A 20,621-nucleotide genomic window follows, 5' to 3' on the forward strand; every position below is an offset into this window, starting at 1 on the left:
TTCACTCTTCTCCCTCTTCTTTCCTCTCCTCCACTCCCTTTTCCTTTGTTTTTTTTTTCCCCCCCCCCCCCCCACCCCCCCCCCCCCCCCCCCTTCCCCCCCCCCCCCCCCCCCGCCGCGCGAGGGGCGCAGGATCAGGAGGCGAAGCAGAGGGACTGGCCGGTGCCGAACCCGTAGCAGTCGATGCGTCGCGAAGCCGTCGCCGTCAGGCCGGAGTTGTCCGTCACCGTCAGCTCGGCGGTGTAGCTGCGCTGCCCGGCCGGGTAGCGGTGGGCGACGGTGACGCCGGCACCCGTGGCGGCATCGCCGAACTTCCACTTGTACGAGGCGATCGAGCCGTCGGAGTCCTTGGAGGCCGAGGCGTCGAAGGTGCAGTCCTGGTACCAGCAGGACACCGAGAACGCGGCGGTCGGCGGGGTGCCCGTCGGCGGCTGCGTCGTCCCGGCGGTGACCGGCTTGGTGACGGTGGCGGTGCGGCCCGAGTCGTCGGTGACGGTCAGCTTGACCGAGTAGGTCCCGGCGGCGGAGTACTCGTGGGACGGCTTGACGCCCTCACCCTTCGCACCGTCCCCGAACTCCCAGGCGTACGAGGCGATCGAGCCGTCCGGGTCCTTGGACGCCGAGGCGTCGAAGGCGCAGGAGGCGGCCGACGTCGAGCACTGGGCGGCGAAGTCCGCGACCGGCTCACCGGGCTGGCCGGGAGCGCCGAGCTTGGTCACGTTCAGGAACTTGTTGGGCGAGCCCGAACCGGCCCCGGTCACCACACCCGACTGCGCGTTGTCCACCAGTGCGTCGCGCACCTGCTGCGGAGTGGCGTCGGGGTGCGCCGAGAGGTAGAGCGCCGCCGCTCCCGCCGTGTGCGGAGTGGCCATCGAGGTGCCGCTCATCGTCTGCGTGCCGCCGCCCATCTTGGTGGAGACGATGGAGCCGCCGGGAGCGAACAGGTCCAGGCAGGAACCATAGTTGGAGAAGCTGGAGCGGGCGTCGTTGCCGTCCGTGGAGCCGAGGGTGATGGCCGCGGGCAGACGCGCCGGGCTGGTGTTGCACGCGTCCTTGCTGTCGTTGCCCGCCGCGACGGCCACCGGTACGCCCGCGTTGATGACCCCGGCCACGGCGTCGTCGAGCGCACGGTCGGCGCTGCCGCCCAGGGACATGTTGACGACGGCCGGCTTCTTGGCGTTCTTCGCGATCCAGTCCATCCCGGCCGCGATCTGCTCCGTGGAACCGGAACCCTGGCAGTCGAGCACGCGCACCCCGACCAGCTTGACGTTCTTCGCGACGCCGTACGCGCCGCCGCCCACGGTCCCCGCGACGTGCGTGCCGTGACCGTGGCAGTCGGCGGAGTCCGCGTCGTTGTCGATGAAGTCGTAGCCCGAGGAGGCGCGGGAGCCGAAGTCCGCGTGCTGCCGGTACAGGCCGGTGTCCGCGATGTACGCGGTCACCCCGCCGCCGTCGTTCGGGTAGGCGTAGGAACCGTCCTTCGCCCCGTCGATGCGGTCGATGCCCCAGGACGGCGGGTTGGGCTGGGTCCCGGACACGCGGAAGACGGTGTCGGCCTGGACGTAGCGGACGCCCGGGGCGGCCGCGAGGCGGCGGGCCTGCTCCGGGGTCGCCTTCACGGAGAACCCCTTGAGGGCGGCCGTGTACAGCTGACGGACCGCCCCTCCGTGGCGGTCCGTCAGCGTCTTCGCCTCCCCGGCGGTCTCGGCCGTGGCGGCGGCGCGCAGGGAGGGCGCCCCGTCGAGGACGACGAGGTACCGGCCGCTCACCGTGTCCGCCGCGCCCTCGCCGAGGACCCTGCCCTCCGCGGGTCCGGCGTGGGCCTGGGTGGCGGCGCCGAACAGGCCGAGGACGGTCGCGGTGGCGGCACCGAGACATATGGCCCCGAGCCGGGTGCTTCTTGCCGCACGCTGTGCACGCATCCAACTGCTCCTACTGATCGGGTTCCTGGACGCCCCGGCGTGGGGGCCGGGGCACGGGGATCACCCTCGTGACACCCGGGGGAGCGCGGCAATCCGTACCCGGGTCCGTAGGAGTACCTATTCGCAGCCCTCGCGCGCGTCCCGGCAGCTACGGAGTACGTACCTCCGTCCGGCTGCTGACCTTCAGCTTCCGCAGTACTTTCGCCACGTGCTGCTCCACCGTGCGCGGCGAGAGGAACAGCAGCTCGGCGATCTCCCGGTTGGTCCGGCCCGAGGCCACCAGCCGGGCCACGTCCGCCTCGCGCGGCGACAGTCCCTCGCCGTACCCGCCCCGGCTGCCCCGGCCGCGCCCGGGCGCCGTCGCGTGCCCGCTCCCGCGCAGCGCCCGCCGGCACCGGGCCGCCTCCCATGCGGCCCCGATGCGTTCGAACTCGACGGCCAGGAGCGCCAGTTCGCTTGCATCCGGTACGCATTCCAGGGCTGCCTGCACGGCCTGGGCCGCGCTGTGCGGCCGGCGCAGCGCGGCGAACGCGGCCGCCGCCCGGCGGTAGTGCGCCGACGCCTCCTTCGGCTGCCCGGCGGACCGGGCCACGGCCGCCCGGCACAGCGGCAGCGCCGCCAGGGCCAAGGGATGGTCCCGCCCGGCGATGGCCTCCGCGTACTCGCCGGTCAGCCGCCCCGCGTCGGTCAACCGGCCGGCCCGTACGTACGCGTCCGCTCCGGCCGCCGCAAGGTCGGCGGCCCAGCCCCAGAGCCCCTTGTGCCGGACGCGCGCCAGTCCCCGGTCGGCCTCGGCGCAGGCCTCGGCGGCCCGGCCCCGCGCGAGGTGGATGCGTACCGCCGCGGCGCCCGCGGCGGCCAGGACGGGCGAGGCCGCGTTCTCCGGATCTCCCAGGGCGGCCGCCGCGAGGTGCTCCCCGGCCTCCTCCCACTCCCCGTGCGCGGCGCCGAGGAGCCCCAGTACGAGGCGCGCCTCCGACTCGATCCCGGAAGCGCCCTGGGCCGCCTCCCACACCTGCCGGGCCCGCTCGCCGAGCCCCTCCCAGCGCCCTTGGCTCCACTCCAGGCGCAGCACGGTGGCGTCGATGATCCCGCGCAGGTACGGGGCTCCGCACGCGGCGGCCATGCGGTCGCCCTCCCGGTGGAACAGCTCGGCCTCCGGGTCCTTGCCCAGCCAGGCCGCGGCGTCCGCGAGGTTCCCGCACATCCGCGCGAGCTCCAGGCGCCCCGCACGGTCCGCCGCGCCGGCGGCGAGCAGGGCCTCCGCCTCGCCGCGGACCGCCCCCTCGCCGAGGGACATCCGCAGCACGAGGTGGTTGCCGCGCACCGCGAGCCGCAGGGCCTCGTCCCCGTGCGAGGCGGCGATCCGCTCGGCGCGGGCGATCCACTCCAGGTGGACCGGGTACGGGTCCCCGCCCCAGGTCGGCATGGCGAGCCCGGCCATGCCCCGGGCGGCGCGCGCGGGCCGTTCGCGGAGCTCGGCGACGGCGCGGGCGGTGTCCAGCCGGCCCTGGCGGTGGTCGCCGGCCTGGTTGTTCAGCAGCAGCCCGAGATTCAGCCGGATGTCCCCGCGCACCGCGTCGGGCAGCGCCGCGCCGTCGTCGACCACCCGGCGCAGCAGCCGGGCGGTGCGCCGGTGGGTGAGCCCGATCGTGGCCGCACGGCTGAGCCGCAGGGCGAGCCGGGCGCAGTCCTCGGCAGGCAGTGCGGGGTCGTCGAGGAGTCCTTCGAGGAGTTCCACGGCGAGCGCCGTGTCCCCGATCTCCCGGGCGTGCTCGGCGGCGTCCTCCGCGTAGCGGCGCCACTCCTCCACGGCCCCGGCCTGCCGGGCGTGGAAGGCCAGCCGTACGAGCGGGGGTGCGGGCAGCGCGGACAGTGCGGTGACGGCCCGCAGGTGCAGGCGCCGTCGCTCCGGACCCAGCAGGGCCTCGTAGACGGCCTGTTGGGCCAGTCCGTGCCGGAATCCGTACCGGTCCTCGCCCCAGTCGTGGAGCACCCCGGCCCGCAGCGCGGCGCCCACGGCCTCGGCCCCGGCCTCCTCGTCGAGCCCCGCCACCGCGGTGACCAGGGCTTCCTGCGCGGGATCGCGGAGCACCGCGGCCGCGTGGACGACGGCGAGGGCGGGCGCGTCCAGACCGGCGGTCCGGTCGGCCATCGCCTCCTGGAGCAGGGCGGGCACGGCCGTGGGAGCGCCCGGCCCGCGGACGAACTCCTCCAGCACGAAGGGGATCCCGGCGGTCCGCTCGTGCAACTCACCGGCCAGCCGGGCGGATACGGGTCCACCGGTGAGCGCGGCGGCCAGGATGCGCACCTCGCCCGCGTCGAGCGCCTCCAGCCGCATCAGCAGCGACTCGTGACCGGCCGTCCGCCGGTAGGCGCGCCCCAGGGGCAACCCGGGGGCGGGCAGGTCCTCCCGACGGTACGTCAGCACGACGGCGAGCCCCGGCGGCGGATCCTCGATCAGGAACCGGATCAGGTCGCGGGTGCCGTCGTCGGCCCAGTGGAGGTCCTCCACGACGAGCACGGCCGGACACACGGCGGTCAGGAGCGCACCCACAGCCCGGAAGATCCGGTGCGTGGCGGCGGCCGGGTCGTGCAGCGGCTCGCAGGGCGGGGGAAGCCGCTCGGCGAGCTCGGGCAAGTACGGACGCAGCGCCCCGCACAACGGGCTGAGCCCCGCCGGGACGGCGTGCGCGAGGGTGCGCAGCACGTCGAACAGCGGCCCGTACGGGAACGGTTCGCGCAGCGGCGGACAGCTCCCGGACAGCACCCGCGCACCACGGTCCGGCCGCCGCGCGAGCACCTCGCGCACGAGCCGCGTCTTGCCGATCCCGGCCTCGCCCTCGATCAGCACCACGGCGGGCGGCCGGGCCAGCGCGGAACGCATCGCCCGAATCTCCGCATCCCGTCCGACCAGCACCGATGCGCCCATCCCCGCCGTCATGCGGGTGGAGTCTACGCAGCACCACAGGCCCCCGGTAGGGGTCCCGGCCCCGCCGGGGCCGGGCGACGGCGCCCCATGTCACCGGCACGCGTGGGGCGTCATTGTTCCTGGGGCGGTTTGCCCTCCGCCGCGGAGACTTCCACGAACTCCACCTGGCCCTTGGCGTTGAGGCGCAGGACGGGGACGGCCTTGTTGCGCGGATTGCCGTTGTTCTGGAAGGAGATGAACCCGCTGGCCCCGGCCACCTGCTGGGTGCCGTCCATCTGGTGGAACATCCGGGCCACGGCGTCGCCGGCGACCTCGCCCTGCCAGCGGGCGGCCATCTGGATGCCGTGGGCCGCCGCGAGGACCGCGTCGTGGCCCATCAGGGCCCCGCCGTCCTCGCGGGGGTCGTGCGGGAACCACTGGTCCATCAGTCCGCCCGGCTGGAAGTTCTTCGCGGAGGGCGCGGACACCGCCTGCGGCGCCGCACGGTACATGTCGGGGTGGGCGAGGCCGGTGTACAGCACCTCGATGCCCGTCTCGGCGGCGCGGGCGAGCTGCTCCGGGCTCAAGTTGGTCGTGTCGTCCCCGGTGAACACGGTGAACTTCTGGTCGGTGCAGCTGCGGTTGGCGAGCGCGTCGAGGAAACGGGTGAGGTGCAGGCCGCGGCCCGCGAAGTAGACGAGTTGCGGGCGCTGCTGGCACAACTGGCCGGGCATGTACCGCAGTTCGTTCTGCCAGGCACTGCTGACGGAGGAGTCGTAGGTCATGCGCTCGGCGACGAGCTTGTGCGGGCCGCCGTCCTGGAACGCCTTGGTGAAGGCGTCGCCGAGGGTGGAGGAGTAGAGGTCTCCCTGCGCCACGTCCTGGATGACGACACCGGTGGTGACCCCGCGCCGCTTGAGGTAGCCGGCGCCCGCGAACGCCTCGTCCTCGTTGGTCGGGGCGATCCGGACGAAGCCGTTGATGTCCTGGATGGTCGAGGCGGTCATGGTCGCGCCGACCATGGCGATCCCGTTCTCGGAGAAGCGCCGTATCGCGGCGAGGTTCTCCTCGGTGCTGGGTCCGAGACCGGCCACCGCGACGAGCCGGTCCGGGGCGTCCTTGCGGGCGATCAGTTCGTCGACGGTGTGCTTCCACTGCCTGGACTTGCTGCCCGGGTTGGCTATCAGCAACCGGATCTTGGGAGTGGCGGCCAGATCGCCCTGGTTGTGCCGGTACTGGGCGAGGTAGGCGCCCTGGAGTTCGTGCCGGACACCCTCGGCGGAATTGCTGTCGGAGGCGGTGGTGGTGAACGAGGTGTAGTACGCGACGCTGACGTACGGCTCCTTGGCCGCGTTGGCCACGACCCGGCGGTTCTCCTCCTCGATCTTCGCGCTGACGGCGTCGAGGTGCGGTGCGAAGACGTAGGAGCCGTCGCTCACCCCGACGCACTCGTCGGCCGGTCCCTGTTCGACGACCCCGTCGGCGCACCTGGCCTGGCGTTCCTGGAACCAGCCCACGCCCAGCCAGAGCGCCGCGACGAGAGTGACGGCCGCCGCCGCGGCCAGTGCGACGCGGCGTACGACGTGCAGGGGCCATTCGAGTCTGGGCACGCGCTCAGCCCTCCCAGCCCGCGGTCTGGGGATCGCGCCATTGCCGGTACCGTTCGGCCTCGTTGAACAGGGCCACGATGTCGTTCCTCCGCAGTTGGGACAGCTGGGTGTAGCCGTCGGCGATCAGGTTCCCCAGCCGCATGGCGGGGTCGGCGAGCGGATCGCTCCACACCCAACGGGTGGTCACCAGGGTGTGGATCACGGACTCGGTGTCCATCACGCGACCGGCCCGGCGCGGGACGATCCCGGAGAGCAGCTCCAGCGGCCCGCTGTCGGAGGGGAGCCGGTTCGGAGCGGTGGTGATCGCATCGAACTCGGAGATCCACTGCGCGGCCGGTACGGCGGTGAAACGCCGGGTCAGGTGGGAGGTGACCTCCTCGGTCCGCCCGCGGGCGAGCTGGTGGTACATCTCCTGCACCGGCTTGCCCTCGGCGCGGTAGTACTCCGCGAGGAGTTCGTGCGCGGCGTCCCACCCGTCGGGGCGCGCGGCCAGCCGCCACAGGAGCAGCCGGCGCAGCCACGGGTGGAGTACGGGCACCACGGCGACGGGTCCGGTCAGCAGCCAGCGGGCCCGGATGTCGCCGAACAGGGAGTCGTCGGGGCTGAGCAGCCGGGTGGCCACCGAGAAGTCCCGGGCGGCGGCGCATTCGGCCAGGGCCGCGCGCTGGGTTCCGTCGAAGTCGCGCAAGAGGTGGCCGAGGGCGGTGTCGGCGAGCGTGGCGGAATACTCGCCGGTGCGCAGCGGCCGGTCGGGCAGGGTGCGCAGCCAACGGTCCTGCTGGGGGCCGGAGTCGGGGAGCGACCCGGCCTGGCGCAGCACGTCGAGCACCTGGTGGACGGCGCGCGGCAGCCCGCCCGTGAGCCGGTGCACGAAGGGGGTGAGCCGGGTCAGCGGGGCCAGGTCGCTGTTCCCGCCGAGCTGGAGCTCTATCCGGATCCGCACCTCGTCCAGATTGAGGTCGCGCAGGCGCAGCGGGTACCACCAGCTGTCCTCGCTGTCGCGGGGCGGCCGGTGGGTGTTCCAGTCGGCCAGGGAGGCCCGGTCGGGGCCGCGCAGCTGCCAGGGCCAGGAGTCCCCGGTCGCCGGGCCCCAGCGCGGCAGCCAGCGGTTGGAGCTGGCGACGACGGTCAGGGGATCGCTGGCGTGTCCCGCCACGACGGTCTGGTCGTGCCGGGAGCGCAGTAACAGGTCGAGGAAGTGCCGGCCGTACTCGGTGTGGGCGTTGTCCAGCAGCAGCAGGTAGGAGCGGGGCATGAAGTTGCGGGCGGTGTTGCGCCTGAGGTCTTCCAGGAAGGCCGAGAACAGGACGAGGTCGAGCCGCTCCTGTTCGTTCTCGTCGCCCTCGTGGCGCCACAGGTTGAGCTCCACGAGGGCTTCCATCGGGTCCGCGCTGCGGGTCATGGGGTGGCGCCCGTACCAGTGGGCTCCGGTCGTCAGCCGACTGCCCAGCCGGCCGCCGAGCAGACCGGGCACGGTGCGCCGGCCGCGCCGCAGGGCGTCCTGGAAGAGGGCGAGCGCAGCGCTGGAGGCGCCCTCGGGCATGCCGACCGCACCCATGCCCACTTCGAAGAAGGCCGCCAGGTAGTCGCCGTGCCGGGCCTCGTTCTCCTCCTGGAACCGGTCCAGCTGGCGCTGCACCGCGCGCCGGCCCTCCGCGAGGTTGCGCATGCGCAGTTCCTGGTCGGAGGCGAGCAGGCCGAGGCTGAGCAGCGGGAAGTGGGAGCGGCCGTAGCGGGGCAGCTTGCGTTCGAGCTGGCGGGCCAGGAGTCCGAGGGCGTAGCGCGGCAGCAGGGACTGGGCCCCGCCGAAGTTGACGAAGGCGAAGGGGTAGTCGGGCCCGAAGCGCTCCATGAGCGCGCTGTGCGCTTCGCTCGCTCCGCTGCCGGCCGGCCCGAGGAGCATGGTCAGGGGCCGCTCGGCCGCCGGGTCCTCCTTCAGGCACGAGTCGACCAGCGACACGATGCCGCTGCGGCCCCGCAGGCCCATGCCCGTACCCGGCTCCATCACGCGTGATCCCCCCCAGGATGCTTCGAGGTCTAGAGCCTGCCATTTGGAGCCGGAGTCAGACAGGGGTTTCCGCTCCTTGATTCCATTCCGGTAGCCGGGACCGGGTGGCGGGACCGGGCGACCGGCCGGGCAACGGGGCCGGCCTGCGAGGGGTCTTTCAGTTCAACCGCAGCTCGAACCCGCTGCGGGGGAGGGTCGGCATGCGGGACAGGGGGATCGTCAGGTCCTGGTCGGGGACGCTGTAGTCCAGGCGCGCCAGCTCTGCGGCGAAGGTGGCGAGCGCGGTCAGGGTGATGTCCTCGCCGGGGCCGCGGTGATCGCGGGCCGGGTCTGCGCCGTCCCGCGGGACGGGGCCGTCCAGCGGGGTGCGGGGGCCTCCGGCGTGGGCGAACCGGTGCGGATCGAACCGGTACGGCTGCTCCCACAGGGCGGCGTCGTGGTTCTGGCCGTACAGGTCGAGCAGGACGAGCGAGTCCTTCGGGATGTCGTGGCCGTGCCAGGTCAGGTCCTGGGCGGCCAGTCCGCCCGCGAAGGGGGCGAAGGGGTAGAAACGCCGTACCTCGTACGCGAACGCTTCGGCGTAGTGCCCGTCGGTATCGGCGTGGAGCAGCTCCCGGTGGTGGGGCCAGCGGTGCAGGGCGTGGGCGGCGAACGTGGCGAACCAGGCGACCGCGACGGCCGGCCTGATCACGTCGAGCAGTTCCGCGGCGGCCGTGTGGAGGTCCAGGAGGTCCCCTTCCGCGTCCCGGTGCCACGCCACCGTCGCCAGGGCCGAATGCCCGGCCTCCGCTTCCGGAACGTGCCGGACCTCGGCGATCAGGGCGGCCTGGGCGTCCTCCTGGCGGTGGCGTGCCCGACGGGAGCGCAGGTACCGGGGGCCCGGGGCGGCGAAGCCGTCGACCATGGCCGTGCAGTCCCGCGCCAGCGCGGCGGCCGCCCGGGCGGACAGCGCCACGCCGACCCAGTCGCAGACGGCCAGCGCCAGCACCTCGGCAGCCTCGTCGAAGAGCACCACGCGCTCGGACCGCCGGCCGGCCGTCGCCCGGCGCCACCGCGCGGCGACGTGCCCGCCCAGTGCGGCGACGCCGGTGCCGTCCTCGAGGAGGGCGTCGACCAGGGCCGTGCGGACCCGGTGTGCGTCCTCGTCGCCGTCGGGGGTGTGGCGGGCGCCCTGTCCGAACAGCGTGTCCAGGACGGGATCCGGCAGGGCCGCAGCCCGTGCCACGTGCTCCTCGTCGTAGAAGAAGGCGACCGCGTCGGGCCCGTGCAGCGCGGTGGTGGGCCGGCCCAGCAGCCGGGTCCTGACCGTGTCGTCGTCGGAGTCCCGCATCCGGTTGGGCAGCCAGGCGTAGCCGTGGGCCAGCAGGCCGAGCGTGCCGTCGTTCCAAGGGGCCACGGAATGCTCGACCCCGGAAATCCTGGAGGAGGACATGTTCCGCGCGTACCCGACTCCGCGCGGCGCACACCTGAGGCGGGCCGGGGGCGCCCCTGCGGCCCGGCCGCGTCCGCCGGCGGAGGGCCGTCAGTCCTCGTCGGCTCCGCCCGCGGACTCCATCGCGGCGACGCGCCGCTTGACGACGACGGTGGCCGCGACCGCGCTGAGGGCGAACGCCACCGCGATGACGGCGGGACGGTCGAGCCGGTGCCGGCTGAGGTGGTCGAGGGAGATGCGCCCCGGCCCCGTAACGCCGAGGGAAGCGGCGACCGTGCCGAGCAGAGCCGGGTACTCGAAGCCGCCTCCTTGGGCGAAGAACCCGGCGGGAGCGTGCACCGAGACGGCCCCTGCCATGGCGCCCGCGGCGGCGGCTCCCGCCGCGGGGGTGGCGAGACCCAGCGCGAGCAGGGCACCGCCACCCGCCTCGCCGAGCCCGGCGGCGATGGCGCTGCGCCTGCCCGGAGTGAAGCCCATGTGTTCCATCGCCCGGGCCGTGCCCTCGATGCCGCCACCGCCGAACCAGCCGAAGAGCTTCTGCGTGCCGTGTGCCATCAGGACGCCTCCTGCCGCGAGGCGCAGGGAGAGCAGTCCGAGGTCCTTGCGGAGGGTGAAGTGCATGGGGCGGCCTTTCGACAGGAAGGAGGTCGGCGGAATGTGTTCCACACCGTCCGTTCCGCCACACCGCACCCGCGCCGAACGGGGTGGGCGCAGCCGGCGGGGGAGGGCCGCCGTGCACCGGACTACTCCTGCTCCTCGATCCGGACGGCCTCCGCCAGGTCCCGGTGAGCCTTGCTCCTCGGCCCCTCCTGCTCCTCCAGCAGGACGTTGGCTATGGCGTCCAGCTTGCGCTGGATCGCATGCTCGGCCCGGCGTTCGGAGTTCTTGAGCAGGGCGAGCAGCAGCAGGGAGACCGCGGCCATGGCGTCACCGGCGAGGTGCTGCCACTCCATCGGCAGGTGGAAGAGGTGCACGGTGACGAAGCCCGCCACCAGGAGGACGCACAGGCAGGAGAAGAGCGCCGAACTCGTGAAATTGGATGCGAGTTCCGCCAGCTTCTCGAAGCGGCCGAGCCGCCCCGGCCTTCCCTTTTCGGCCGGATGTTCGAGCGTCATGCCCGGCGTCTGCCCGCCGCCGGCCGGCCGAAACGGTCGGACCCGGAACGCGGAGTCAGAATCCGCCCCGGAGCCGCATTCCGAGGGGCCGGCCGTCGGGGTCGACCAGGGCGTGGTGCAGCGGAGTCGCGAGCAGGCGCCGGAGGGTCGGCAGCTCCGGAGCGACGTAGCGGCGCAAGCGGCCCGCAGGGCGCGGGCCACGGCGCCCGGCCGCGTGCCAGGCGTCCAGCGCCGCGGCGGCTTCGCCGAACCGGTCGAACGCGGTCGACGGATCGCACAGTCCTTCGGCAGGCCCGGCCCCTGGCCCGACCCCCGACCCGTACCCGCCACCCGCCGACCCGTACCCGCCGCCCGCGTCGAGGTGCTCGCACATCAGCTCCAGGCGCAACGCCCGGGCGAACGGGCGGGCCCCGTCCCCGAGTCCTCCCGGGTCGCGCGGCCGTCTCGGATCGGCGGCCCGGTCGAGGACGGTGCAGCTCAGCTCGGAGTCGTGCGTCCACGAGCGCATGTTCACGTTGTCGGACCCGACGGCGGCCCAGACGTCGTCGATCACGCACACCTTGGCGTGCACGTAGACAGGGGTCCCGGCATGGTTCTCCACCCCGTACACGGCGACCCGGTCTCCTCCGGCGCGGCGCAGTTCGTCCAGGGCGGTGATCCGTCCGATCAGGTTCATGGGTCCGGTGAGCAGTCCGTCCTGCTCCGGAACGGTGGGGATGACGGCGGCCAGCCGCAGCTGCGGATGCGCGCGCAGCGCCTGGGCGAAGCTGTCCACGACGCGCGGGGACCAGAGGTACTGGTCCTCCAGGTAGATCAGCGTGCGGGCCCGCCGCAGTGCCTTGAGGTAGCCCCGGGCGATGCTGCGCTCGCCGTCGGGGGCGAAGGGGTAGCCGCGCAGCAGACGGTTCGGATAGGTGCGCAGCACTTGGACGGCGTGCGTGCCGCAGGGCGGGGGATCGGGATCCTGCGGCGGCAGTTCGTCCGCACTGGTGTCCTCCCGGGCCAGCCGTTCGCGCAGGCGCATCAGCGGGCTGCGGCTGAGCGGCGCGGGATCCTCCCAGCGCTCGCGGAAGACGGCTTCGATGTCGCCGACGACCGGCCCCCTCAGAGCGAGCTGGACGTCGTGCCACGGCGGGTGCGGACCGTACCGGGGCGCCAGGGGCAGCGACTGGCGGTCGCCGCGGTGGTCGGCGTCGTCGTTGCGGTTGTGGCAGAGATCGATCCCGCCGACGTACGCGACATCGTCCTCCGGACGGCCGGGGTGCCGCAGCACCACCATCTTCTGGTGGTGCGAGCCGCCGGGCCGCACGCGCAGGTCGAGCAGGCACTCACCGCCCGCCGCAGCGACGTCCTCGCTGAGGGAGCGGTTCTCGTCCTCGCTGAACCGGAAGCCGTCCAGGTGGGACCGCCAGAGCAGACCCTTGACGATGACACCGCGCTCGGCCGCCGCGCCCAGTACGGCCGCGACCTCCGTACCGGGGCCGCGGAGCCGCTCGTCGGGATCGCCGCGCCAGTCGGTGAACAGGAGCAGGTCGCCCGCGCGCATCGCCCGGATCCGCGCGAGGAGCTCGGCGAAGTACGTGGCCCCGTGGACGAGCGGCCTGGCCTCGTTGCCTTCGGACCAGGCCGCCCCGTCCGCCCGGCGGTCCTCCAGCCGGGTGGCGGTATTGCCGCGTTCTCCAGGCGCCAGGAGCCAGTCCGAAATGGGCATGCCATGTCCTCCGCTCACACGGGTACCCACTCCCCACCCTTCCACTCGGGACGGCGGGCCGCACCGCCGGGGGCACGGGGGCTGGGGTCCGGAGCCCACGGACCGGGCTCCCGGGGTGCCGGTGGGCCCCGCGCGGTCCAGCCTGGAGGGAGTTCTCCTACACACCGACCCGGAGGAACTCCACGGTGGACCGTCCTCTGACCCGAGTGCGCGGATGGCTCGGGCGCCTGAAGAAGAGCGTCGCCGGGCTCGGCGAGCGCGGGGCCCGGCTCCATGCCCAACGCGAGGCGGAGGCTGCCGGAGCGTGGGAGGACACGGCTGAGCCGGAGCCGTCGGACGGGCCCGGCACCGGAGCGCGGGACCCCGCGGCCGCGGTGCCCTGGGGGGTCCGGGTCGCCGCCGAGGCCGGCTGGCGGTTCCTGGTGCTCGCCGCAACCGTCTGGGTGCTGATGCGGGTCATCGGGGCGGTACGGCTGGTCGCCCTCGCCTTCGTCGTCGCGCTCCTGGTCACCGCACTGCTCCAGCCGACGGTTGCACGGCTGCACCGGAGCGGACTGTCCCGGGGCGCGGCGACGGCTCTGACCGCGACCTGCGGATTCGTGCTGCTCGGGCTGGTCGGATGGTTCGTCGTCTGGCAGGTGCTCGACAACCTCGACAACCTCTCGGACCGGGTTCAGGAGGGCATCGGAGAACTCAAACAATGGCTGATCGACAGTCCGCTGCACGTCACGGAACAACAGATCAACGACATCGCCGACAGCCTGAGCGACAGCATCGGCACCAGTACGAGTGAGATCACCTCCACCGGCCTCCAGGGCGTGACCGTCCTGGTGGAGGTGATCACCGGACTGCTGCTCGCCATGTTCGCCACCCTCTTCCTGCTGTACGACGGCAAGCGCATCTGGCAGTGGACCCTGCGGCTCGTCCCCGCGGCGGCCCGCCCGGGGGTCGCCGGCGCCGGTCCGCGCGCCTGGCGGACCCTCACCGCCTACGTGCGCGGCACCATGATCGTCGCGATGATCGACGCGGTCTTCATCGGCGTGGGCATCTACTTCCTGGGCGTGCCGCTCGCCGTTCCGATCGGCGTGGTGATCTTCCTGTCCTCCTTCGTGCCCCTCGTGGGTGCCGTGGTGTCCGGCGCGCTGGCGGTCGTCGTCGCCCTCGTCACGGAAGGGGTCTTCACCGCCCTGATGGCTCTGATGGTCGTCCTCGTGGTGCAGCAGATCGAGGGACACGTGCTCCAGCCGTTCATCCTGGGCAGGGCCGTGCGCGTCCACCCGCTGGCGGTCGTCCTGGCCGTCGCCACGGGCGGAACCATCGCGGGAATCGGCGGGGCCGTCGTGGCGGTTCCGCTCGTCGCCGTGACCAACACGGTGGTCACCCACCTCCGGGCCCACTCCACCCGCGCCGTCACGAGGGCGGTACCCACGGGGCCCCCCTCCGGCGCCCCGCCGGAGGATCAGCAGGCGGGAACGGAGGACGCCCAGGACCCGCCCGCCACCCAGCAGAACCCCGCGGCCGAGGGGTGACGAACCGGGGGAGCGGCCGGCCGGACCACCCGGCCCGGCAGCTCACGACGCACGCGGCGCCGGCCGCGCTACCGCAACACCGTCCCGAGGTCAGGTGCGCAGGCGGCTGTTGCCCTCCTCGTGCCCGTCGGCGGCCGGCTCGTCGAACCAGTAGTCCCCGGCCGCGAGGTAGCGGAAGCTGTGGGTGGCCTTGGCCGGGAGGGCCACGGTCACGGCGCGCATTCCGTCGGTCCGGGGTTCGAGGACGTGCGCGCCGGGGTGCCAGTCGTTGAACGTCCCCACGACGCTCACCGGCCCGGGCGGGAGGTCCCCGGGAAGTACGAAGGTGACGTCGGTGGTGTGCTTCCGGCGCTTGCGCTCCAGCACGGACTGCTCCTCTGCTCAGGGCGGGCGATGCCTGCCGATCGGGGTCAGCCTGACGACCACCGGCCGTTCCGGCCGACGACTCGCCGCACGGGCACACCCGCATCACCCCGTCCGGAGCAGACACCTTCGCGTCCTGCCCGACGGCCGACGGCCGACGGGCAGGAAGGCACGGAGCAGGGGGCTCCGTGACCTCCGTAGCGCGGTGGGGCGCAGCAACCGCGGCAGCAGCGCGACACCACGACACACGAACCCCGCCGGTGCCGCCTCAAGCGGGCCAGGTGCCGGTCAGCCGTTTGGCGGCCACCGCGCCGCCGCGGTCGATCGCGGCCTTGACCGCCGCGAACACGGCGCCCTGGAGGGCCGCGGCGATGAGGATCTCCCGCCACGAACGGTCCTCGTCGGTCGCGCTCGGTGCCTCGTCCTGGTGGCCGAGCCGCTTCCAGATCTGCTTGAAGGCCACACCGGCCAGCAGACCTCCTGTGGCACCGAGCGCCAGACCGACGGGTTTGTAGGCGATCTTCGAGCTCTCCACCGTGCCTCCACTCCGTAGCTGTTCCTCCCCGCGCCATCCGTTCCTCCCCTCCTCCCCGTGCCTGCCCCGAGCCGCTCGCGGCTAACGCGCGGATCCGCGCGGGAAGGTTTACGGATAGGACATTCGGACAGACGCACCCCGTCAGATGATCGCCAACGATCGGAGTGAGAGCCGTGTCGGGTGAGCAGAAGATGAAGGCCAAGAAGGAACAGGCAAAGGGCAAGGCGAAGGAAGCGATGGGCCGCACCGTCGGCAACGAGCGCCTCACCGCCGAAGGGCGCGCGGAGCAGATGAAGGGCGATGCCCGCCAGGCCAAGGAGAAGGCCAAGGACGTCCTCAAGGACTAGCCGGGCAGGTCGACTCCACCGACGCCGAAACGTGAACGGCCACGGTCTCCGTCCCCGGAAACGGGGTACGGAGACCGTGGCCGTCGCCGTGCCGTCGCGTACGGCGAGGCGACCCTTCGGCGGACCCCGCGAAGGCGGCCGCGGCCGTGGCCGCTGCGGAACTGGTACACGGTGGAGCGCCTGCCGATGGACGACGGCCGGGGTTCCGATGGGTGGGGCGGCCATGCTCGGGCGTGTGCCCCGCCGCTGCCGAGTGATCCGGGCCCGGACCGTTCCGGGCGCGGCGGGGCACGTGCCCCCACCGCATAACCCGATCCCGGGAGTGTCATGTCCGTCCACGCCTTCCTCCGACGGTCCGCCGAGCTGCCCGGGCGCGGCCGCCTCGCGGCCTGCCGGGCCGGTGACGCCGCCTTCGCCGCCGCCCGTCGTGCGGTGTCGACGGCGGCGCTGCCCTGGCCCCACGAGGGTCAGGCGAGCGTGGAGGTCGAGGACGTCGGCAGCCTCGGCACGGTCGGCGAGCAGATACCGGTGCCGATCGCGAGCCTCACCAAGGTGATGACCGCCTACGTCGTCCTGCGCGAGCACCCGCTCGGGCCGGGGGACTCCGGTCCCGTGGTCCGCGTCGACCGGGCCGCCGCCCGCGAAGCGGGCTCCGCCGTCGAATCGGTCGTGCCCGTGGCGGAGGGGCAGGAGTTCCCCCTGCGCCGGCTGCTCGCCTACCTGCTGATCCCCTCGGGCAACAACATCGCCAGGCTCCTCGCCCGCTGGACCGCCGGATCCGAGGCGGCCTTCGTCCGCCGGATGAACGAGGCGGCCGCGGAGCTGGGCATGGCCCGTACGACCTTCACCGGCTCCTGCGGCATGGACACCGGGAACACCAGCACGGCCGAAGACCTGCTCCTCCTGGCCCGTACGGTCATGCGGGACGAGGTGTTCCGCACCATCGTCGCCACCCCCTCGGTCCGTGTCCCGGGCGACCGGGGCGAGGCGCGCACCACCAACCGGCTCCTCGGCCGGTACGGCGTCGTCGGACTCAAGACGGGCACCAGCACCCCGGCCGGGGGCAACGTCCTGTGGGCCGCCTACGCGGACGTCGGCGGCACCCGCAGGCTGGTACTCGGCGCCGTCCTCGCCCAGCGCACCGGCTGCTCCCCGGTGCGGGCGCGGGCCGCGGTCTGGGCCCACACCAGGCGGCTCGTCCAAGCCGTCCAACACGCGCCGCTCGACGCACTAGCAACACCCCGCCCCCCTGCGCCGGCCACCCGTGAGGCACGCCGGAGCCCCGGTCAGGGAGAGCCGGTCGCACTGTCCGGCCGCGGCCGAGCGGGGTAGCGGAAGGCGCGCGACGTTCGGCTCGGCAGCGGTGCACGGATGCGGCACCGGTCGGCCCGTGTGTGGGTACGACCGCTCCGGGTAGGCGCCGGGCGCGAGCGAGGGGGCTCACGTACGACCGTACGACCGCGGGCCGAAGGAGAGAACCGTGAAGGGGACGCATCGGGGCCGGAGACGGACGGTCCGTTCCGAGGAGACGGCGCGGAACTGCTGGGAGGACTTCGAAGCGGTGCGCGGCCAGATGGACCGCCTGTTCCGCCAGCAGCCCCACCGCACACGGCGGACGGAGGGAACGGGCACCGACCGCGGGGACGACGGCGGCCGGCGACGCATCTGAAGGACTGCCTGGACCGTGCGCAAAGCGCGCTCCCGTAGACATCGTGCGCAAGGCGCTCCGGCGGAGGAGCCCCGCTCATGAACCAACGAGCCGCTTCGCCCGCTGGAGGGTCAGGAGTCCGCGCCGGTCGGTGTGAGCTTCGCGATGTCGATGACCTCGGAGTCCGCCGGGGGTGTGGTGTCGACGGGGGTGTCGAAGGCCGAGTAGGCGATCTCTCCGGCCGTTTCCCCGCCCACCAGGGCCTTGAGGAGGTGGGGGGTGCCCTCGGTGGCGATCCAGTAGGTTTCGTCCTGGCCTTGCGCGGTCTGCGCGGAGACCGCGACCACCGCCCTGCCGTCGATCAGGGAGGTCCCGCTCTCCCTGGCCTTGACCGCGTTCGCGCCGACGCTCGTCAACGGGGTGACCTGGTCGCAGGCGGCGGACATCTGGCGGGCCTGCGGGTTGCTGGTGGGAATACGGACCCAGCGCGCGGCGAACGCGCCGACCACCGCGTTCTCCTGCTTCTTCGAGGCCTTCTTCTGTGCGGCGATGTTCCGCCAGAACTCTGCGTCCCCGTTGACGTGGACGAGCTCGGCCGTCCTGATGATGCTGAGCGCCCCGGTTCCCGCCACGTGCATGGTGCCCCGGCAGTTGCCCTTCTTGTCGACGGACAGGTCCATCTTGATGGACGTGCCGGCGGCCACCGGCGTTCCGTCCGCGGTCTTTCCGTCCGTCGTGTTGGACAGCGTGCCCGTGACGTGGACCGACTGGAGCGCGTCCATGGCCGCGCCGGACTTGGCGAGGATCTGGTCGACCGGCAGGGTGTCCAGCGCGGCGGACGGCGTCGCCGCCGGTGTCGAGGCGCCGCTCGCGCTCTCCGCGTCGGGTCCGCAGGCCGTCATGGCGAGCAGGGCCGTGGTGCCGAGCGCCATCGAGGCGATCGTTCGCGCGTGCATGTGTCCCCCCGGGGATGTCGTGAGCGACCGACGACATCCGCAGATGCAAAAGCCGCCGCACCGGGGTCGGCCCAGGCCTCACCCGGGGTCAGGACCCCTTCCAGTCCCGGCAGTCGGCACGCCCGCCTTGACGCCGGCGTATCTGCCACCCCGCGTGTCGCGTCTGAAGAGAGCGGCTCATCCGATGCGAGCCAGCCGCTCCTCGATGGCCCGCCTTCGGGAGCAGGGGCAGGCTGGTGCGATCTGGCTCGATCTGGTGACTTCGCTGAACTTACTGCCGGGCCTGGCTCGTAGCCACGATGTCGATGGCGGCTCGGAGTGGTGTTTCCGCATGTCCCAGTACTGCCCGGGTTATTGCGATCGCTTGGATGGTGCTCATGCCGCGCTCTGCAAGGAGGGCCTGAACGGCTTCCATGCCATCACTCTTCAGGACTGGTCGAGACTCCTCGACCAAAGCGGTCCAGCGTGCGGCCTGCTCGGGGCTTAGCCCGACGACGTAGTCAAACACGACTGCTTCCCTCCCCTGGTGGGCTGATGGGTTGTGCTCCGTCGATGTGAGGTACCACCACGAGCGGGCCGCCGTCGCCTCGGGGATGGCAGTCGAACCGGATCTCCTTGCTGATCATCCCGTCATTGTCTCAGCGGTGCTCTGCGCCCTTCTGTGGAGCGGGTTGAGCTGGGGCCTGGCGTGGCATGCCGAGGTGGATCGGCATGCCTCCGGAGGTGGCGTCGAGCTGGTCGATTTTGGATTCGGCGCCGGCGAGGCTGGCGCGCAGGACCTCGATCTCAACGAGCCGGCCCTCGCGCTCGGCTTCGGAGATGGGGGCGAGGAGGTTGTCGCGGATCTCCACCAGTCGGCCAGTCGATGCCGACGGCCTTGTCTGCTGTGGCTGGGGTGGAATGGAGCTGTGCTGGCGGGCAGTCGTCTTCAGGGGGCTTCTTCGTCGGCTCTGGCCTGCCAATAGGTGAGGCCTTCCCGGGTGGCGTGGGTGTCGGGGTGGTCTGGTCCCAGGACACGGAGGCAGTCTTCCAGTAGCTGGGCGAACGCCTTCGCTGCCGCGTCGGTGTCGCCTGCCATGCCTTGGCAGTAGGCGAGGTGGCCTCGCGCGGAGAGAGTGTTCGGATGGTCCGTGCCCAGAAGGCGCATACGCCCAGCAACCAGTTCTTCCGTGGCAGCAGCAGCGCCGTCCGGGTCTCCGGCCTTCCCCAGGGACGACGCCAGCAGCTCCCAGGCTGTGATGGTGTCGGGATGGTCCGGCCCCAGTACCCGCACGCGAGCCGCCACCAGCTTCTTCCAGGCCGCTACGGCGCCGGAGTGATCTCCCGCTTCGTCACACCAGTGGGCGAGGATACCCAGCGTGGCAAGGGTGTCGGGATGGTCCGGGCCCAGTATGCGCAAACTGGCCTCCAGGAGTTCTTCCTGCGTGGCTGCAGCCCCAGCTGGATCTCCCGCCATACCCCTCTTGTAGGCGAGGTGGGCTCGGGCTTGCAGGGTCTGAGGGTGATCTGGGCCCAGGACTTCTGTTCGTTCCTCCAGCAGCTTTGCAGCCGCGTCGACTCCAGGCTCTTTCCGAGGAGCAGTGGGGGTGTCTCGGGATGTGCTTGCGCGGGGGTCCGGTGTCAGTCGCTGGTCTGGTGATGCAGGTCCGGTCGCGGCTATCGCCTCGCCCTGGCCATAGGCAATGGCGAGGGAGAGGTTGACTTGCAGCTTCTGAGTGAGCGCGTGGTTGCTTCCCCATAGTTGCTCGCAGTTCGAGAGGGTTGCCTCAAGGAGTGAGATGGCGCGGGCCGCGTCCCCCGCCTCCAGGTAGGCGTGGGCGAGGTTGTTGCCGGAGGTCAGGGTGTCGGGGTGGCCTTCGCCCAGCACCCGCAATCGGGCTGCCAGGGTCTGCTCGTACAGGGGGATGGCGTGGGCCGGATCCCCCGCTTCCTGGTAGGCGGAGGCAAGGTTGTTGCCTGAGGTCAGGGTGGCGGGGTGGTCTGGGCCGAGTACCCGCAGCCGGTCGCGGAGGTTTTGCTCGTACAGGGGGATGGCCCGGCCTAGATCCCCTGCTTCCTGGTAGGCGTGGGCAAGGTTGTTGCCGGAGTACAGGGCGTAGGGGTGGTCTTCGCCCATCACCCGCAACACGTCTGTCAGGGTCTGCTCATAGAGGGGGATGGCGCGGGCCATATCCCCCACCTTCAGGTAGGCGTAGGCGAGGTTGTTGCGGGCCGCCAGGGTGGCGGGGTGGTCTGGGCCGAGTACCCGCAGCCGGTCGCGGAGGTTTTGCTCGTACAGGGGGATGGCCCGGCCCAGGTCTCCCGCTTCCTGGTAGGCAAAGGGGAGGTTGCCGCCGGAGGCCAGGGTGTTGGGGTGGTCTTCGCCCAGCACCTGCAACCGGGCTGCCAGGGTCTGCTCGTACAGGGGGATGGCGCGGGCCAGATCCCCCGCCTCTTGGTAGGCGGAGGCAAGGTTGTTGCCGGAGACCAGGGTGTCGGGGTGTTCTGGGCCCAGTACGCGCAGCCGGTCGCGGAGGTTTTGCTCGTACAGGGGG

At 72.6% G+C, this 20,621-nt stretch carries 17 protein-coding genes; 4 read left to right on the forward strand and 13 right to left on the reverse strand.

From position 1 onward, the window contains the following. Window positions 1-134: 134 nt before the first annotated feature. The 8 genes from ACFRU2_RS08805 to ACFRU2_RS08840 all read right to left on the reverse strand — a co-directional run bounded on the left by ACFRU2_RS08805 (window position 135) and on the right by ACFRU2_RS08840 (window position 12,709). Complete coding sequence (locus tag ACFRU2_RS08805) at window positions 135-1,922, reverse strand: S8 family serine peptidase (protein WP_382969449.1); 1,788 nt, start codon at window positions 1,920-1,922, stop codon at window positions 135-137. Between the two features lie 148 nt (window positions 1,923-2,070). Then, a complete protein-coding gene (locus ACFRU2_RS08810; protein ID WP_382969451.1) occupies window positions 2,071-4,866 on the reverse strand; it encodes an ATP-binding protein in 2,796 nt (931 codons plus the stop codon). Between the two features lie 98 nt (window positions 4,867-4,964). Further along, a complete protein-coding gene (locus tag ACFRU2_RS08815) occupies window positions 4,965-6,443 on the reverse strand; it encodes a branched-chain amino acid ABC transporter substrate-binding protein (protein ID WP_382969454.1) in 1,479 nt (492 codons plus the stop codon). A 4-nt stretch (window positions 6,444-6,447) separates the two neighbouring features. Further along, entirely contained in the window at window positions 6,448-8,448 is a 2,001-nt protein-coding gene (locus ACFRU2_RS08820; RefSeq protein ID WP_382969455.1) for a hypothetical protein, read from the reverse strand. Window positions 8,449-8,608: 160 nt separating this feature from the next. Continuing rightward, window positions 8,609-9,883 (reverse strand): cytochrome P450, encoded by a 1,275-nt coding sequence (locus ACFRU2_RS08825; RefSeq protein ID WP_382969458.1) that lies wholly within the window; start codon window positions 9,881-9,883, stop codon window positions 8,609-8,611. A gap of 90 nt (window positions 9,884-9,973) precedes the next feature. Continuing rightward, a complete protein-coding gene (locus ACFRU2_RS08830; RefSeq protein WP_382969461.1) occupies window positions 9,974-10,504 on the reverse strand; it encodes a DoxX family protein in 531 nt (176 codons plus the stop codon). A gap of 122 nt (window positions 10,505-10,626) precedes the next feature. Continuing rightward, window positions 10,627-10,998 (reverse strand): low affinity iron permease family protein, encoded by a 372-nt coding sequence (locus ACFRU2_RS08835; RefSeq protein ID WP_382969463.1) that lies wholly within the window; start codon window positions 10,996-10,998, stop codon window positions 10,627-10,629. A gap of 55 nt (window positions 10,999-11,053) precedes the next feature. After that, window positions 11,054-12,709 carry a phospholipase D family protein gene (locus ACFRU2_RS08840; protein WP_382969464.1) on the reverse strand — a complete coding sequence of 552 codons (1,656 nt, stop codon included), beginning with the start codon at window positions 12,707-12,709 and terminating at the stop codon, window positions 11,054-11,056. 197 nt (window positions 12,710-12,906) lie between these two features. Between ACFRU2_RS08840 and ACFRU2_RS08845 the strand changes: the two genes are divergently transcribed. Beyond that, window positions 12,907-14,238 carry an AI-2E family transporter gene (locus ACFRU2_RS08845; RefSeq protein WP_382969643.1) on the forward strand — a complete coding sequence of 444 codons (1,332 nt, stop codon included), beginning with the start codon at window positions 12,907-12,909 and terminating at the stop codon, window positions 14,236-14,238. A gap of 90 nt (window positions 14,239-14,328) precedes the next feature. On the opposite strand, the gene ACFRU2_RS08850 is transcribed toward ACFRU2_RS08845, so the two are convergent. Further along, window positions 14,329-14,604, reverse strand: a complete 276-nt coding sequence (locus tag ACFRU2_RS08850; RefSeq protein WP_243332813.1) for an isoamylase early set domain-containing protein — start codon at window positions 14,602-14,604, stop codon at window positions 14,329-14,331. Window positions 14,605-14,869: 265 nt separating this feature from the next. Beyond that, complete coding sequence (locus tag ACFRU2_RS08855; RefSeq protein ID WP_382969466.1) at window positions 14,870-15,136, reverse strand: DUF4235 domain-containing protein; 267 nt, start codon at window positions 15,134-15,136, stop codon at window positions 14,870-14,872. 191 nt (window positions 15,137-15,327) lie between these two features. On the opposite strand from ACFRU2_RS08855, the gene ACFRU2_RS08860 reads away from it, so the two are divergent. The 3 genes from ACFRU2_RS08860 to ACFRU2_RS08870 all read left to right on the forward strand — a co-directional run bounded on the left by ACFRU2_RS08860 (window position 15,328) and on the right by ACFRU2_RS08870 (window position 17,152). Further along, complete coding sequence (locus tag ACFRU2_RS08860) at window positions 15,328-15,483, forward strand: CsbD family protein (RefSeq protein WP_284716012.1); 156 nt, start codon at window positions 15,328-15,330, stop codon at window positions 15,481-15,483. Window positions 15,484-15,810: 327 nt separating this feature from the next. After that, window positions 15,811-16,815, forward strand: coding sequence for a D-alanyl-D-alanine carboxypeptidase family protein (locus tag ACFRU2_RS08865; protein WP_382969468.1), 1,005 nt, complete (start codon window positions 15,811-15,813; stop codon window positions 16,813-16,815). 148 nt (window positions 16,816-16,963) lie between these two features. Next, complete coding sequence (locus ACFRU2_RS08870; protein WP_382969470.1) at window positions 16,964-17,152, forward strand: hypothetical protein; 189 nt, start codon at window positions 16,964-16,966, stop codon at window positions 17,150-17,152. A 110-nt stretch (window positions 17,153-17,262) separates the two neighbouring features. On the opposite strand, the gene ACFRU2_RS08875 is transcribed toward ACFRU2_RS08870, so the two are convergent. The 3 genes from ACFRU2_RS08875 to ACFRU2_RS08885 form a co-directional block, all read right to left on the reverse strand. Next, window positions 17,263-18,087, reverse strand: coding sequence for a hypothetical protein (locus ACFRU2_RS08875; protein ID WP_382969472.1), 825 nt, complete (start codon window positions 18,085-18,087; stop codon window positions 17,263-17,265). Between the two features lie 638 nt (window positions 18,088-18,725). Then, window positions 18,726-18,938 (reverse strand): hypothetical protein, encoded by a 213-nt coding sequence (locus ACFRU2_RS08880; RefSeq protein WP_382969473.1) that lies wholly within the window; start codon window positions 18,936-18,938, stop codon window positions 18,726-18,728. A gap of 77 nt (window positions 18,939-19,015) precedes the next feature. Then, window positions 19,016-20,621 (reverse strand): tetratricopeptide repeat protein (locus tag ACFRU2_RS08885; RefSeq protein ID WP_382969476.1); only part of this gene is annotated, 1,606 nt, incomplete at its 5' end.

The sequence above is a fragment of the Streptomyces sp. NPDC056883 genome, assembly GCF_042788835.1.
Classification (GTDB): domain Bacteria; phylum Actinomycetota; class Actinomycetes; order Streptomycetales; family Streptomycetaceae; genus Streptomyces; species Streptomyces stoeckheimensis.